Here is a 14,558-nt window from a genome sequence, read left to right as displayed (position 1 = left end):
CCGCCGCTTTCGGCCAACCTTCCGCCTGCGGTAGCGCTGGCGTGGGGGTGTAAGGGCGGCCAGGTGGGCTGGGCGGTTTGATTGGGTGGCCGGGGGCACGGCAAGCCGGTCGGCAGGTGTTCCACTTCTCCGACACGGACCGCGCGGCGAAAGCCTCGGGCCGATCTCGGGGGCCGGAGGCCTCAGTAGTGGGGGGGCACTTCGTCGCGCAGCGACAGCGGCGAGCCACTCTGGTCCGGCCCCTGCTGCAGCTGGCGGTAAAGCACGCGCAACTGCTCCTGCAGCAGGTCGATCTCCTGCTGCTGGCGCGCCACCGTCCGGCTGAGGCTGTCCAGAGTGTCGTCCAACCAGGCCAGCCGCACTTCCAGCGCTTCGGCCCGTTGTCGGGTGTCGCGCGCAGACAGCCACTGCTCCAGTTGCACCACCCGGTAGGGCCGGTCGAACAGACGATAGAGCTCCAGCCAGTCTTCGGGGTGCATCCACGCGAGCGCGCCGTCGCGCTCCACGCGGCCTGGATCGAATGTCCAGCCTTGTACCCCCGCCGGGGTCGACACCGCGATCCCCGCCATCAGGTCGAGCCGGGTGCCGTCATCGGCCACAAAGCGCGCAAAGTGTTCGGTGCGGTTGCGTGGGTGCGGCGGACGGGGCAGCGGTTCCAGCATGGCCAGCAGGCGCTGTTCGGCCTCGGCGAATGCCGTAGGCTGCACCACCAGGTCCAGGTCCAGGTCCTGTGGGTCTGCTTCCAGCCCCAGCCGGTACAGCAGGGTGCTGCCGCCAATTCCCCAGCCGAGCCCCGCCAGTAGCGGTGCAACGGCCTGGGCCAAAGCAAGTGGAGCGGGATATCTCATGGCGCGTCTCCGAAGCTTAGAGCACCATCGCTGCGATCCAGCCTGCCGCCATCAAGGGCAGGTTGTAGTGCAGGAAGGTGGGAAGGGTAGTGTCGCGGATATGGTCGTGCTGACCATCCACGTTCAGCCCGGCCGTGGGGCCGAGCGTAGAATCGGAGGCCGGCGAACCGGCATCGCCCAGCGCGCCGGCGGTGCCGATGATCGAGACTGTGGCCAGCGGCGAGAAGCCCAGCTGCAGGCACAGCGGCACATAGATGGCGGCGATGATCGGCACGGTGGAGAACGAAGAGCCGATGCCCATGGTCACCAGCAGCCCCACCAGCAGCATCGCGAACGCGGCCATGCCGCGGTTGCCGGCGAACAGGTCGGCCGAAGCGTGTACCAGGCCCTCCACCTCGCCGGTAGCCTTGAGCACTTCGGCAAATCCCTGGGCGGTGATCATGATGAAGCCGATCATCGCCATCATCTTCATGCCTTCGTTGAACACGCCATCCGCCTCGCGCCAGCGCACCACGCCGGTGGCCAGAAACACCAGAAAGCCCAGCAGGGCCCCCATGATCATCGAATCGGTATAGAGCTGCACGGCAAAGGCCGCGCCGATGGCGAACAGCGCCGTCAGCAGCGAGCGTCGGCTGACGTGTGTGTGGGTGCGCTCGGCGTTCTCAATCTTTCCCAGCACGTAATGGCGCGGTCGACGGTAGCTGACGAACACCGCCAGCAGCAGGCCCAGCACCATGCCCGCCGCCGGAATCGCCATGGCGTGCATTACGTTCACACCGGAGACATCCATGCCCGCCTTGGTGATGTTGCCCAGCAGGATCTGTTTGAGAAAGATGTCGCCAAACCCCACCGGGAACAGCATGTAGGGCGTGGTCAGGCCGAAGGTCAGCACGCACGCCACCAGACGACGGTCCAGCTGTAGGCGTGCCATCACGTACAGCAGCGGCGGCACCAGCAGCGGGATGAAGGCGATGTGGATCGGTACCAGGTTCTGACTCATCACGCTCGCCACCGCCAACAGGCCGATCAGCATCCATTTGAGACGTGTCTGGCCCCGACTGGATTCCAGTCGCTTCACCGCCAAGTCGGCCACCACATGCGGCAGGCCGGATTTGGCGATTGCCAGCGCAAAGGCGCCCAGCATCGCGTACGACAGCGCCACCGACGCGCCTCCGGTCAGCCCGGTGTTGAAGGCGGCCAGGGTTTTGGCCAGCGACAGGCCACCTGCCAACCCGCCGACAAGCGCCCCGATCAGGAGGCTGATGACAACATGGGTGCGTGCAAGCGACAGCCCCAGCATGACGGCGACAGCAAGGAAGACGGCGTTCATTTGTATATACAAAGGTATGATTTGCAAGGGAAAAGGGGCGGAGAATACCGGCCGGGCCCGGTTTTGTCGATCAGGGCGCCGCTTAGCGCCACGCCGGGGCCAGCATCAGCAGCACGCCAAGCACCATCCACACCCCCATCCAGGCACCGGCCACAGCCGGCCGGCGCGCCCAGAAGGCAAACAGCGCCACGCCGAAGGCCATGAGGCCCAGTCCGGTGGACACTGCATCGCCATCGAGCAACAGCACTGCCTGGCCGGTACGTGTGCGCCCGGCGTAGCGTGCGGTGATCGCCGCCAGCGCGCCCAGCACCATCAGCCCGAGCCCGAAGAGCAGGGCGGTCCACCGTGCTGGACGCGACAGGGAGCGACCGGTGCGGGCCTTAGGGTGCATCCGCTGCCCCTGCCGGGCGCAGCGCCCGGATGACGTAGAGATCGAAACGGGTGGACTTGCCTTCCAGCACCGCGGAAGGCCGCACGCCCTCGATCGCCGGGCCGCGCAGCGGGCGTTTGACCACCACCCGCACCGTGGCGGCCTCCAGAGCGCAGGCCAGGAGTGCGGTGCTGTCCAGGTCGTCGCCGATCACCTGCTGGAAGGCCTGCATGCCCTTCTTGGCGGCCGCGCTCTTCTTGTCGGTATCAGGAAACATCGGATCCACGAAAACCACCTCTGGCCGCTCAGCCGCGGGCCGGGTGGCCGTTTCGGCCAACCAGCGGATAGCGTCGTCGTGCACCAGCGTCATGCGTGCGGCGATCTCCACGGTGTCCGGATGAACACGGGCGCGCTCCAGCGCGTCGTACAGCAGGGCGGCGGCCACCGGCGAGCGCTCCAAGAGGGTGACAGTACAGCCCAGGCTGGCCAGCACGAAGCTGTCGCCCCCCAGCCCGGCGGTGGCATCCACCACCCGGGGCAGCACGCGCGCGCCCTTGAGACCGATGGCCTTGGCCACCGGCTGGCCGCGTCCGCCGCCCTGCTCGCGTCGGTGACGCGCGGCGCCTTCCACGAATTCGGCATAGACCGCGCCATGCCGGCCGGTGGTGACCAGCTCCAGTCGCTCCGGCCCCAGCTCCAGCCAGTAGCCGGCTTCTGGACGCTGGCGTACCGGTTCCAGTCCGAAACGTTCTGCAAGGTGGCGGGCGGTATCGCGTCGCGCAGGTTCGGCGCAGTAGAGGGGAAAGGTCATCGGTCAGTGCTTGGTCATCTTGTCGAGCATGCCCATCACAAAGGCGGACAGCACGAAGGTGAGGTGGATGATGACGTACCACAGCAGTTTGTCATTGGGGACGTTGCTGGCGTTCATGAACAGCTTGAGCAGGTGAATGGACGAGATCGCCACGATCGAGGCGGCAACCTTGTTCTTCAGGCTCGTGGAGTCCATCTTGCCGAGCCAGCCCAGCTTCTCACTGTCCTCGTCGAAGTCGATACGCGACACGAAGTTCTCGTAGCTGGACAGCATCACCATCACGATCAGGCCGCCGACGAGCGAGATGTCGATCAGGGATAGCACCACGAGGATGAGGTCGGCCTCGGCCACAGTGAGGATATTGGGCAGCACATGCGCCAGTTCCTGGAAGAACTTGATGCCCAGCGCCACCAGTGTGAGGCTGAGCCCGAGATAGATAGGGGCGAGGATCCAGCGCGAGGCATACATCAGTCGTTCGAGCAGCTTTTCTACCATGTCGTTTCCTGCGGTTGTTGCGGTGGGCGCGCCTTTGGGTCGGGCCCGACCGAAGTGTAGCATCGCCCCGAGCAGGGCATGGAGCGGTTGAGTGCTCAAATGCCGTAGTCATAGAATTTCCCCATGCGCGCACTCTTCTTCTGGCTGACCGGCCTGACCCTGCCTTCGCTCCTGCCCCATCTGCCCGACTGGCACTTGGTAGCGGCGCTGGCGGTCATGCTGTGTCCCTGGCGCCGTGTCGGTCCCAAGACCTGGCGGCAGGGCTGCCTGTTGGCCATCACCTTCCTGCTGGCGCTGGCGTGGTCCCTGTGGCGGGCCGAGTCAAGGTTGGCCGAAGCGCAGGCTCTGGGACCGGCGGGTACGGCGGTGGAAGTCGTGGGCACGGTGCGGGGCCTGCCGGATCCGGGAGAGTTCGGCGTGCGTTTCGCGCTGGAGGTGGAGCAGGTGCTGGAGGGGCCGGCCGGGATGCCGCGCCGGGTGCTGGTCAGCGACTACCGTGGTGGGCATTGGCCTGCGGGCAGCCGCTGGCAGCTGAAGCTGCGCATGCGTCCGGTTGCCGCTTCGGCCAACCCCTACGGCTTCGATGCCGAGCGCTGGATGTGGAGTGAAGGGTGGCTGGCCACCGCCACCGTCCGCAAGGGGGCGCTGCGTCTTGCGGATGCGGCCGATGGGCAGTCGTTCATCGACCGACTGCGTGACCGGGTACGGCAGCGCTTTTTGCATGTGCTGGAGAGTAGTGCTGCAGCCGGCCTGTTGGGGGCGCTGACGGTGGGGGCGCAGGGCGATCTGCCGTCTTCGGCCTGGCGCGACTTTGCCGCCACCGGCACCAGCCACCTCGTAAGCATTTCCGGCCTGCACATCACGCTGGCTGCCGGATGGGTCGGCTGGCTCACTGCCCGGCTGGTGCGGCGTTTTCCGCCACCGGGCGTGGCGCCCCGTACCGTCGTGGTCGTGGCGGCCTGGATCGCCGCCCTGATGTACGCCTTGCTAGCCGGCTTTTCGGTGCCGACACAGCGTAGCGTATTGATGCTGGGTGTGGCCGCGGTCCTGCTTCTGCTGCGGCGCCCGCTACCGCCCCTGCGCCTGTGGGCGATTGCGCTGGCTGCGGTGCTAACGGCGGACCCCTTCGCGGTGCTGGCCCCTGGGGTGTGGCTGTCATTCGGGTTGGTGGCGGTGCTGATCTGGAGCGGGCAAGCTGTGGTCGGCCTACCGTGGTGGCGCCGGGGGTTACAGGCGCAGTGGGCGGTCACGGTCGCTTCGGTGCCGCTTCTGGCCGGATGGTTCGGCCAGTTGCCGCTCGTGTCTCCGCTTGCCAACGCGCTGGCCATTCCCTTCGCCACCTTTCTGCTGACGCCGCTGGCGCTTCTTGCTGCCGCCGTGCCTGCCGAAGGGCTCACCGTCCTGGCAGGCTGGTTGGCCGAACAGGGACTGTGGGGTCTGCATCAGCTTGCCCGATTACCCACCTGGCCGGTGCCCGGCCTGCCTGCGCCGCTCTGGCCTGCCCTGCTGGCAGGGGCGGTCTGGGCCGTCCTGCCGGCTGGCTGGACGGCCCGGCTTTGGGCGGCGGTGTTGTGGCTGCCGGTGTTTCTGTGGCGGCCGCCTGCGCCCCTGCCGGGGACGATGCAGGTCACGGTCCTGGATGTAGGGCAGGGGCTGTCGGTGCTGGTGCGCACCGCCCGTCATGCATTGCTGTACGACACCGGCGCAGGAGAGGCGAGCCGGGTAGTGGTGCCACAGCTCCAAGGGCTGGGCTTGAGCCGGCTGGATACCCTGCTGCTGTCGCATCACGACAGCGATCATGATGGCGCTGCGGCCAGCCTGCTGGCTGCGTTCCCCGTGAGGCAGCTGTGGGGTGCGCAGACCGCAAGCGCACCTGGCCAGCCGATGACGCGCTGTGTAGCGGGTCAGACATGGCAGTGGGACGGTGTTCGCTTCGAGGTGCTCTGGCCGCCGGCCGTCGGGGGCGCTTCCGACGACAACGCGCACAGCTGCGTAGTGCGGGTGGTGGGGCGCACTGGAGCCGTCCTGCTGCCAGGCGACGCCCCGGCGGCGGTGGAGGCCACCTTGGTGGCACGGCATGGTCCAGCCTTGGCCAGTACAGTGCTGGTAGTCGGCCACCACGGCAGCCGCACCGCGACCAGCGGCGTGTGGCTGGAGGCGGTGCGCCCCCGGCTGGCGATCATCAGTGCCGGTGCGCTGAACCGCTACCGGCACCCTCATCCGGATGTGCTGGGCCGGCTGGCTGCACACGGGGTGGCGGTGGTCAGGACCGATTGCCAAGGCATGCTGACGCTGACCCTGGAAGCGGGCGGACCAGTGGTGGAAGGCTACCGGGATCGGGCTGCCCGCTACTGGCGCCGCCACTGCCCCCGCTAGCCTGCCACCTGCACCAGTGCTTCGACCTGGTTCCCCTGGCCGTGGTAGGTGAGCTGGTCGAAGGACAGGCGGCGTGCGATCAGGATGCCGCGCCCGTGGCTCTCGATCAGCGAGGCCGGATCGATTTCCTGATACGGTGCCCAGTCAAAGCCCTCGCCCTCGTCCTCGATCCAGAAGCGTCGCAGCGTGGTCGAGGCCTCGTAGCGTACACGCACCCGGCGCTCGCCCATGGCCGGGTCGGCCAGTCGGCGCTCCACTTCCTGCTCCCATTCGCCGCTGGCCTGCAGCCGGGTCTTGTCGTGATACGACAGCCCGAGGTTGCCGTGTTCGATGGCGTTGACGATCAGCTCGAACAGGCCGGTGGCCACCCGTTCAGGCTGTGGGCAGGCCTGGGCCAGCAGGGCGGTGACGGATTGCGCCTCGCGATGGGTGCGGAAGGCGAACTCGGCGTGGGACAGGTGCCGCAGGGCGTCCAGCTGCTGATGGGCCAGTTCGCGAAAGTGCAGGTAGCGGTCCCAGTGGCTGACCGCAGCCTCCACCACGGCCAGCAACATGTCGCGCGAGAACGGCTTGGTCAGGTAGTAGAACGCTCCGGCAGCCAGGCCCTCCTGCACGCTGGCGGCGGCGCCCACTGCGGTCTGCAGGATCACTGGCAGGAAGGCCAGCGTCGGGTCGGCCTTGATCCGGCGCAGTACGTCAAAGCCCGACAGGCCGGGCATCATTTTGTCCAGCAACACCGCAGAGAAGTGCTGGCCATCCTGCTCCAGCGCCTGCAGGGCGGCCTCGCCGCTCTCCACCGCCACCACATCAAAGCCGGATTCCGATAGCAGCTCGCTCATCAGCTCCAGGTTGAACGGTTCGTCATCAACGAGAAGAAGGGTATGGGCCATGACGCTACCTATCGATGGGAAACGGGGTGGACGGGAAGGGTGAAGGCAAACCGGGCGCCACCATGGGGGGCGTTGTCCGCATGGATCTGTCCCTGATGCGCGGTGACGATCTCACGGCAGATAGCCAGGCCCAGGCCGGTGCCCCCGGCGCCGGTCTTGGTGGAACTGCTCTGGATGAACTTGTCGAAAATGCTCTCGAGCTCTGCCGGCGGAATGCCCGGCCCGTGATCGGTGACGCTGATCTCGATGCGTTCGTCCGGCAGGGCCGGCAAGCGCCGTGCCGTCAGTTCGATCACCCCCTGTGGCGGGCTGAAGCGGATGGCGTTGGAGAGGAGGTTGACCACTACCTGCCGGATGCGCTGGCTGTCCCACTGTCCCGACAACCCCTCGGGCACGGTCACCTCGAAGCGCAGACCGCTGCGTTCGGCCAGCGAGGCCATCTCCTCGCAGGCTTCGGCCAACAGGCCAGCCACATCCAGCGCCTCGAAGTGGTACTCCATGCGGCCGGCTTCCATCTTGGCGAGGTCCAGCAGATCGTTCAGCAGACCCATCAGGCGCCGGCCGCTGGTATGGATGCGCTCGAAGTACTGGCCCAGCTTCTCCCGCGAGGCCTCCTCCACCCGGGTGGCGCCCATTTCGGCAAACCCGAGCACGGCATGCATCGGGGTGCGCAGCTCGTGCGACATATTGGCCAGGAACTCGGTTTTGGCACGGCTGGTTTCCTCGGCCAGGTTCTTGGCGTCCCGCAGCGCTTCCTCGGCGGCGCGCTGGGCCGAGATATCCTGATACACCCAGACCGAGCCCAGCCCCGGCATGCTGGGGTTCACCACCTTGCCGTACATGCGGCACCAGATCGGCGTGCCGTCCCCCGTCACCAGGCGCTGTTCGCTGTGGATGACGCGTCCGTCGTTCACATGATCGAAGAACAGGCGGCCAGCGCGCTCCCAGTGGGTATCGCTGTCGTACAGGATGCGGGTGGAGAGATTGTTGGTCTGGTCCTCGGCCAGGCGGAACATCTCCAGAAAGGCCCGGTTGACCTGCTTGAAGTCGCGGTTGACCACGTAGGCCATTGCCAGTGGGCTGGCTTCCAGCAGCGCCGATAGCTGACGACGCTGTACTTCCACCTGCTCGGCCAGGCTGTTCTTCAGGCGGATCAGGGCGGCTTCCTGCTCCTTACGTACGCTGATATCGCGACAGACGGCCACATAGAAGCGGTCGTTGGGCAGGATCACCTGGCTGAGCGTCACTTCCACCGGCAAGCGGCTGTTGTCGTTGCGGACCAGATGGGCTTCGAAAGGGTAGCCGGCGTGGCGCATGGCCAGGGTGCGAAACCCGGCCCGGCCATCGGTGCGGTAAAGCTCGGAAAGCAACACGCCGATCGGCAGGCCCTCGACGCTGACTGCACTCTGTCCGATCAGACGGGCGGCTGCCGGGTTGGCGTGCGTAATGCGGCCGTCGTGATCGATCAACAGGATGGCATCGGAGCTCGCCTGCAGGATCGCACGCTGTCGGGCTTCGCTCTCGGTCAGGGCCCGCTGTGACAGGCTATGTTCCGCCCTTTGCGCCTGCAACTGCTCGGTACTGTCGCGCAGCGCCTGCTCCTGCCGGGCCACTTCGGCCGACAGGCGTCGCTGCCAGCCCACCAGTAGCCATCCGCCCCCGAGCACCAGCAGGGCGAATAGGAAGGTGGGTAGCAGCGTAGCGGGCAGGTTGGCCGAAACCGGCAGGGTGTCACCCAGGCTGAAGACGGTCACCATCACCGGCAGCCCACCGAACACCCGCTTGGCCGACAGCAGAGGCCGTGCGGTGGGGAGGGGGGCCTGTGGCAAGGTGTCGAGAAAGGGCGCCGGATTGCGGCCCTGCTGCCACACCACCAGTCTGAGACCGTCGGTGGGTCCGGAAGGGGAAGTCAGGTCCAGCAGGCGGCGCCGTGACAGACGCACCAGCACGATGTCGTCGCGGTCGGGCAGGCTGGCGACCATGTGCAGGGCGCCGTTCTGGGCATCCAGCGAGGAGGGCGGCAGCAGGTAGGGCTGGTGGTTTTCCCGGGCACTCTCCAAGGCGAGATTCCAACCGGGCAGGCTGCCGGCGTCAAACCCCTGGGGCAGCCCCTCTGCGGTGTCCGGCGCATAGAAGCGCACCGGGAAGTACACTGGCAGCGACGGGCTGGGGTACAGGCGGCCTTCATGCGGAGCCCGGATCGAGGTACCCAGGCTGTCTTCGAAGGCGATCCGCCCCGCGTTCGGCACCCGTGACACCAGGCCGGCTCCGGTGAGCAGCGGTTCGGCAGGGGTCTGCAGGCCGGGCAGGCGCGCCAGCACACGCATCAGGGTGTCCGGGTCGGCTCCGCCGAGGCTGTTGGCCAAAAAGCCTACGGCATTGAGTTGGCTGTACAGCCTGCTCTCCAGCAGCGCCAGCCGCGTCTGGGCCGCCTGGGTGCGTTGCGCCAGTGCCTGCCGGTCAGCATCGCGATGGGCCAGCATGGCCTGCAGCCCCAGCGCCCCGGCCGTGAACATGAACCAGAGCACGAGCCAGGTGCGGGGGCGCAGGGCAGGCATGATCAGGCCAGGCGGGCGTACAGGCGCATGAATTCCCCCGCCAGCTTGTGGCGCGGGTCGAGATGAACCATGGGGCAGCTGGCCTCGTGCGACTCGCGGATCTTCACCGAAGCCGACAGCGGCACCTCCAGCACGGGCAGGCCTTCCTCGCGCAGTTCGCCCACCAGACGCGCCGGCAGCGCGGCACGGGGCTGGAACTGATTGACGACGATGCCTTCCACCGCCAGCGCCGGGTTGTGGTCGGCCCGGATTTCTTCCACATGGGCCAGCAGGCTGTAGAGCGCTTGCCGGGAGAAGGCATCGCAATCGAAGGGGATCAGGCAGCGGCTGGCGGCGATGAGAGCGGAGCGGGTGTAGAAATTGAGCGCGGGCGGGGTGTCGATCCAGATCTCGTCATACTCTTGCGACAACATGTCCAGCGCCTCGCGCAGCTTGAACATCTTGTAGCGCTGTTCCAGCTTGGGCATCAGCTCTGCCAGTTCCGGATGGGCCGGCAGGACCGACAGGCGCTCGAAGCGTGTGGGCAGGACGAATTCGGCCGGGGTGCGCGCATACAGGCTGATGTTGAGCATCTGCCCAAACAGCCCGCTGGCCCCGTTGCCGGTGTCGTCGGGCACCACACCTAGCAGGTAATGGCTGGCATTGGCCTGGGCATCCAGGTCCAGCACCAGCACACGCCGGCCGGCCTGTGCCGCCACCGCCGCCAGGTTGACCGTGATCGTGGACTTGCCCACGCCCCCCTTCTGGTTGAATACCACCCTGCGCACGGCCGCCATTGCGTGCCCCCTCAAGTAAAGCGGGGTGCTTACAGCGGCTGCGAGCCCTGGCAGACGAACTGCATCTGCTGGAAGCTGGCCGAGTTCTGCACCACCGGCATCGGTTTTATCTGACTGTCATTATAGGAGAAGCTGGCCACCTGACGGCTGTTCTCGTCGTAGAGCGTCACGTCGAGCAGCCGGTAGGTGCGCGCCCGGCAATCCACCTGCCAGGTGTTGATGGAGTACTTGTGGCGCGGCGTGGTCAGGAAGTTTTCCTTGCGCGTGTTGAAGATGGTCTTGCGGTCACGGAAGGTTACCAGCGTACCGCTGCGTCGCACCGACAGCGCATCGATTTCGTTGAGGATGTTGCCATTGGGCGAGACACCCAGGTTGTGCCAGTCGGCATTCGGTGTCGGGTTGGCAGGCTGCTGCGGGCGGCTGGAGGCGGTGCCGGGGCGGGTGGACGGCCCTGTCGGCTGGGTGGCGCACCCCGCCAGGACGGCGGCGCTCAGAGCAAGGCACAGGGTCTTGCGCATCGGGATCATCTGCATGACGGATTTCCTTGGCTCGGTTTGCTGGCAGTGTCGCACAGCGTGTTTTTTCGGCCAACCTTGCCCGGTCGGCGGAACTTTTGTCCAGCCATCCGGGTCAACCGTACTGCGAAAGCATTTTCCTCTTCGTTTCATATTGTCTCCCTCAGTACGGGCTGCCCGATCCGGCAGCCCGCTTTTTTTGCCGACCGTCCCCGGCACGCTGGCTTACAATAGCGCGCTTCGACCGGAACCCCGCAATGCACGCCGACGCCCTTTCCCTGCTCAACACCCTGTTTGGCTATCCGGCTTTCCGCGGCGAGCAGCAGGCCATCATCGAGCATGTCGCCGGGGGCGGTCATGCGCTGGTGCTGATGCCCACCGGCGGCGGCAAAAGCCTCTGCTACCAGATTCCCGCGCTGATGCGCGAAGGGGTGGGTCTGGTGGTCTCGCCGCTGATCGCCCTGATGCAGGACCAGGTCGCCGCGCTGACCGAGCTGGGCGTAGCCGCCGCCTGCCTCAATTCGGCCACCCCGCCGGATGAGGCGCGCGACATTGCCCGCCAAGCACGGGCCGGCACGCTCGACCTGCTCTACGTCGCTCCCGAACGCCTGCTGATGCCACGCTTTCTGGAGTTTCTCTCCGGTTTGCGTATCAGCCTGTTCGCCATCGACGAAGCACACTGCGTCAGTCAGTGGGGTCACGACTTCCGCCCGGAGTACCAGCAGCTGGGGATGTTGGCCGAACGCTTTCCCGGGGTGCCGCGTATCGCCCTGACCGCCACCGCAGACCCGCAGACGCGCGAGGACATCCTGCACTACCTGCGCCTGAGCGACGCACGTGTGTTCTTGGCCAGTTTCGACCGGCCCAACCTCTTCTATCAGGTGGTGGAAAAGCACAACGCCAAGAAACAGCTGCTCGCCTTCATCGAGAACGACTATCCGGGCAGCTCGGGCATCGTCTACTGTCTGTCGCGACGGCGGGTGGAGGAAATCGCTGCCTGGCTGACGGAAAACGGCGTGCGTGCGCTGCCCTACCATGCCGGTCTGTCGCATGAGGTGCGCGAAGCCAACCAGCGGGCCTTCCTGCGTGAGGATGGCCTCGTCATGGTGGCTACCGTTGCCTTCGGCATGGGTATCGACAAGCCGGACGTACGCTTCGTCGCGCATGTGGACCTGCCCAAGAGCCCGGAGAACTTCTACCAGGAATCCGGTCGAGCCGGCCGTGACGGCCTGCCCGCGATGAGCTGGCTGTGTTACGGCCTCAACGACATGGTGCAGCTCACGCAGATGATTCAGGGCAGCGAGATGGCTGCACTGCAAAAGCAGGTGGAGCTGGCCAAGCTCGAAGCGATGCTTGCCTACTGCGAAACCGCCGGCTGCCGTCGCCAGACCCTGCTGTCGCACTTCGGCGAAGCCAGCACCCCGTGCGGCCACTGCGACAACTGCCTGAGTCCGCCGGCTACCTTCGACGCCACCGTGCCAGTGCAGAAGCTGTTGTCGTGCATCTACCGCACCGGGCAGCGCTTCGGGGCCAGCCACGTGATCGATGTCCTGCTCGGGCGTGCCAACCAGCACGTCACCCAAGCCGGGCACGACACCCTTTCTACCTTCGGCATCGGCCGTGAACTTAATCAGCGCGCCTGGCGTTCCGTCATCCGCCAGCTGGTGGCCCGCAAGATCCTGGATGTGGATCTCGCACGCGGCCAGGCCTTGGTGATGACTGAAGCATGCCGGCCCCTGCTTCGAGGGGAAGCGCGCATCGCGCTGCGGCCGTTGGCCGACGAGCGCCGTGCCCGCAGTGTCAGCAACGACCGCTGGCTGCGCACCGAGCGGGAAGAGCGTCTCTGGCAGGCCCTGCGCCAATGGCGCAAGCAAACGGCCGACGAGCACAACGTGCCGGCCTACGCCGTCTTTTCCGACCGCACCCTGCGCGAACTGGTAGAGCAGAGCCCTGCCTCTGCCCACGCTCTGGCCCGTATTCACGGGTTGGGAGAGCTCAAGCTCGCCCGCTACGGCACTGCACTGTTGCAAATACTCGACGCCCACCACGAGCGCCAGGATTGATTCCGCTACAATCGGTTTACCGTGTGCATCTTCATACATAACAAGGAAAACCTTTCATGGCAGTCAACCTGAACCCCGCGGCAGCCGAAGCATTGGCTGCGGTGGCCGGGGTCGACCTCTGGGTCGCCGAGGCGGGCATCAAGAAGCCCGGTCGCAAGGATCTTCTGGTCATCCGGCTCGACAAGGGCAACACCGTCGCCGGTGTGTTCACGCAGAACCGTTTCTGTGCCGCGCCCGTGCAGATCAGCAAGGCTCATCTCGAGGCCGGCGTGCAGATCCGCGCGCTGGTGGTCAATACCGGCAACGCCAACGCCGGCACCGGAGAAGCCGGCCGTGCCAATGCCCTGGCCGTCTGCCGTACCTTGGCCGAAGAGCTCGGTTGCGCCCCCGAGCAGGTCCTGCCGTTCTCCACCGGTGTCATCCTCGAACCCCTGCCGGTCGATCGCATCACCGCCGCGCTGCCCGGACGCCGGCCCGCCAGCTGGCTGGAAGCGGCCGAGGCCATCATGACCACCGACACCGCCCCCAAGGCCGGTAGCCGGCAGCTTGCCCTGCAAGGTCAGGCGGTCACCATCACCGGCATCGCCAAGGGCGCCGGTATGATCCACCCCAACATGGCCACCATGCTGGGGTTCATCGCGACCGATGCCGCCGTCACCCGGCCGGTGCTCAACCAGCTGGTGCGCGAGGTGGCCGACCTCTCCTTCAACAGCATCACCGTGGACGGCGACACCTCTACCAACGACAGCTTCATGCTGATCTCCACCGGCAAAAGCGGCGCACCGCTGATCGACTCGCCCCGCCATCCGGACTACGCCGTGCTCAAGGCTGCCCTCGTGGATCTGGCCATCGAACTAGCCCAAGCCATCGTGCGTGATGGCGAGGGCGCCACCAAGTTCATCACTGTGCAGGTCGACGGCGGCCGCTCGGTGGCCGAGTGCAAGGATATTGCCTACGCCATTGCCCGCTCGCCCTTGGTCAAGACGGCCTTCTTTGCCTCCGATCCCAATCTTGGCCGGTTGCTTGCCGCCATCGGTTACGCCGGTGTCAGCGACTTGGATGTGGACCGGCTGGAGCTTTACCTGGACGACGTACTGGTGGCCTGCAACGGCGGCCGCAACCCCGCCTATCGTGAAGAGGATGGCCAGCGCGTCATGCAGCAGCCCGAGATCAGAGTGCGGGTCGTGCTCAACCGTGGAGCGGCTAGCGCCACGGTATGGACCTGCGACTTCTCCTACGAGTACGTGCGCATCAACGCCGACTACCGTAGCTGAGGACATGGCGACGGCAGTACCAAGCACCAAGCCGCCTTATAAAGGCGGCTTGGTGCTTATGAGCCGCTGCTCGTTCGTCAGGGCGGCTGCGATGGGCCTGTTCCGGGGGCTGGAAGAGGTTGGTTTGCAAATAATCCGTAACAAAGTGTTGACGCGCCCTTATTGGGTGGGTATAGTTCGCTTCCTCTGCTGAGCGCAACGGCGCCGGCCTGATCTTTGACAGTTTAGAACAACCGATAGGTGTGAGTGGTT

The 14,558-nt window shown here is 66.3% G+C and carries 12 protein-coding genes; 3 read left to right on the top strand and 9 right to left on the bottom strand.

Going from position 1 to position 14,558, the window contains the following annotated elements; all coding sequences use genetic code 11:
* Positions 1-182: 182 nt before the first annotated feature.
* The 5 genes from EV669_RS14310 to EV669_RS13570 all read right to left on the bottom strand — a co-directional run bounded on the left by EV669_RS14310 (position 183) and on the right by EV669_RS13570 (position 3,854).
* Entirely contained in the window at positions 183-848 is a 666-nt protein-coding gene (locus EV669_RS14310) for a SlyX family protein (protein WP_404810885.1), read from the bottom strand.
* A 16-nt stretch (positions 849-864) separates the two neighbouring features.
* Positions 865-2,178 carry a Na+/H+ antiporter family protein gene (locus EV669_RS13585; RefSeq protein ID WP_132098971.1) on the bottom strand — a complete coding sequence of 438 codons (1,314 nt, stop codon included), beginning with the start codon at positions 2,176-2,178 and terminating at the stop codon, positions 865-867.
* An 82-nt stretch (positions 2,179-2,260) separates the two neighbouring features.
* Positions 2,261-2,569, bottom strand: coding sequence for a hypothetical protein (locus EV669_RS13580; protein WP_132098970.1), 309 nt, complete (start codon positions 2,567-2,569; stop codon positions 2,261-2,263).
* Positions 2,559-3,359, bottom strand: coding sequence for a class I SAM-dependent methyltransferase (locus tag EV669_RS13575; protein WP_132098969.1), 801 nt, complete (start codon positions 3,357-3,359; stop codon positions 2,559-2,561). Before EV669_RS13575 ends, EV669_RS13580 begins: the two co-directional genes overlap by 11 nt.
* A 3-nt stretch (positions 3,360-3,362) precedes the next feature.
* Positions 3,363-3,854: a TIGR00645 family protein gene (locus EV669_RS13570; RefSeq protein ID WP_054286979.1), complete on the bottom strand. Its 492-nt coding sequence runs from the start codon at positions 3,852-3,854 to the stop codon at positions 3,363-3,365.
* A gap of 123 nt (positions 3,855-3,977) precedes the next feature.
* Between EV669_RS13570 and EV669_RS13565 the strand changes: the two genes are divergently transcribed.
* Entirely contained in the window at positions 3,978-6,230 is a 2,253-nt protein-coding gene (locus EV669_RS13565) for a DNA internalization-related competence protein ComEC/Rec2 (RefSeq protein ID WP_132098968.1), read from the top strand.
* On the opposite strand, the gene EV669_RS13560 is transcribed toward EV669_RS13565, so the two are convergent.
* The 4 genes from EV669_RS13560 to EV669_RS13545 are packed head-to-tail and all read right to left on the bottom strand — an operon-like array spanning position 6,227 to position 10,987.
* On the bottom strand, positions 6,227-7,120 hold the full coding sequence (locus tag EV669_RS13560) for an ATP-binding response regulator (RefSeq protein ID WP_055434538.1): 894 nt from the start codon (positions 7,118-7,120) through the stop codon (positions 6,227-6,229). The genes EV669_RS13565 and EV669_RS13560 overlap by 4 nt on opposite strands.
* A gap of 8 nt (positions 7,121-7,128) precedes the next feature.
* Positions 7,129-9,678 carry a sensor histidine kinase gene (locus EV669_RS13555; protein ID WP_132098967.1) on the bottom strand — a complete coding sequence of 850 codons (2,550 nt, stop codon included), beginning with the start codon at positions 9,676-9,678 and terminating at the stop codon, positions 7,129-7,131.
* A gap of 2 nt (positions 9,679-9,680) precedes the next feature.
* Entirely contained in the window at positions 9,681-10,454 is a 774-nt protein-coding gene (locus EV669_RS13550; RefSeq protein ID WP_132098966.1) for a ParA family protein, read from the bottom strand.
* 29 nt (positions 10,455-10,483) lie between these two features.
* Positions 10,484-10,987: a surface-adhesin E family protein gene (locus EV669_RS13545; protein WP_235445738.1), complete on the bottom strand. Its 504-nt coding sequence runs from the start codon at positions 10,985-10,987 to the stop codon at positions 10,484-10,486.
* 239 nt (positions 10,988-11,226) lie between these two features.
* Here EV669_RS13545 and recQ point away from each other — a divergent pair, with 239 nt between their 5' ends.
* The gene (recQ, locus tag EV669_RS13540; RefSeq protein WP_132098965.1) at positions 11,227-13,032 is read left to right on the top strand and encodes a DNA helicase RecQ; all 1,806 of its coding nucleotides are present in this window, start codon (positions 11,227-11,229) and stop codon (positions 13,030-13,032) included.
* A gap of 56 nt (positions 13,033-13,088) precedes the next feature.
* Positions 13,089-14,306 carry a bifunctional glutamate N-acetyltransferase/amino-acid acetyltransferase ArgJ gene (argJ, locus tag EV669_RS13535; protein WP_132098964.1) on the top strand — a complete coding sequence of 406 codons (1,218 nt, stop codon included), beginning with the start codon at positions 13,089-13,091 and terminating at the stop codon, positions 14,304-14,306.
* Positions 14,307-14,558: the final 252 nt, after the last annotated feature.

It is taken from the genome of Gulbenkiania mobilis, from assembly GCA_004346645.1.
In the GTDB taxonomy this organism is placed as follows: Bacteria; Pseudomonadota; Gammaproteobacteria; order Burkholderiales; family Chromobacteriaceae; genus Gulbenkiania; species Gulbenkiania mobilis.
The sequence above is the reverse complement of the archived record's forward strand: the minus strand, read 5'-3'. Positions and strand labels throughout refer to the sequence as shown.

Bases quoted from the DNA above. Each gene is read 5' to 3' on its own strand.
- EV669_RS13560 (WP_055434538.1), bottom strand. From the start codon at position 7,120: ATGGCCCATACCCTTCTTCTCGTTGATGACGAACCGTTCAACCTGGAG.
- recQ (WP_132098965.1), top strand. From the start codon at position 11,227: ATGCACGCCGACGCCCTTTCCCTGCTCAACACCCTGTTTGGCTATCCG.
- argJ (WP_132098964.1), top strand. From the start codon at position 13,089: ATGGCAGTCAACCTGAACCCCGCGGCAGCCGAAGCATTGGCTGCGGTG.
- EV669_RS13575 (WP_132098969.1), bottom strand. From the start codon at position 3,359: ATGACCTTTCCCCTCTACTGCGCCGAACCTGCGCGACGCGATACCGCC.
- EV669_RS14310 (WP_404810885.1), bottom strand. From the start codon at position 848: ATGAGATATCCCGCTCCACTTGCTTTGGCCCAGGCCGTTGCACCGCTA.
- EV669_RS13545 (WP_235445738.1), bottom strand. From the start codon at position 10,987: ATGCAGATGATCCCGATGCGCAAGACCCTGTGCCTTGCTCTGAGCGCC.
- EV669_RS13585 (WP_132098971.1), bottom strand. From the start codon at position 2,178: ATGAACGCCGTCTTCCTTGCTGTCGCCGTCATGCTGGGGCTGTCGCTT.
- EV669_RS13550 (WP_132098966.1), bottom strand. From the start codon at position 10,454: ATGGCGGCCGTGCGCAGGGTGGTATTCAACCAGAAGGGGGGCGTGGGC.
- EV669_RS13555 (WP_132098967.1), bottom strand. From the start codon at position 9,678: ATGCCTGCCCTGCGCCCCCGCACCTGGCTCGTGCTCTGGTTCATGTTC.
- EV669_RS13565 (WP_132098968.1), top strand. From the start codon at position 3,978: ATGCGCGCACTCTTCTTCTGGCTGACCGGCCTGACCCTGCCTTCGCTC.
- EV669_RS13580 (WP_132098970.1), bottom strand. From the start codon at position 2,569: ATGCACCCTAAGGCCCGCACCGGTCGCTCCCTGTCGCGTCCAGCACGG.
- EV669_RS13570 (WP_054286979.1), bottom strand. From the start codon at position 3,854: ATGGTAGAAAAGCTGCTCGAACGACTGATGTATGCCTCGCGCTGGATC.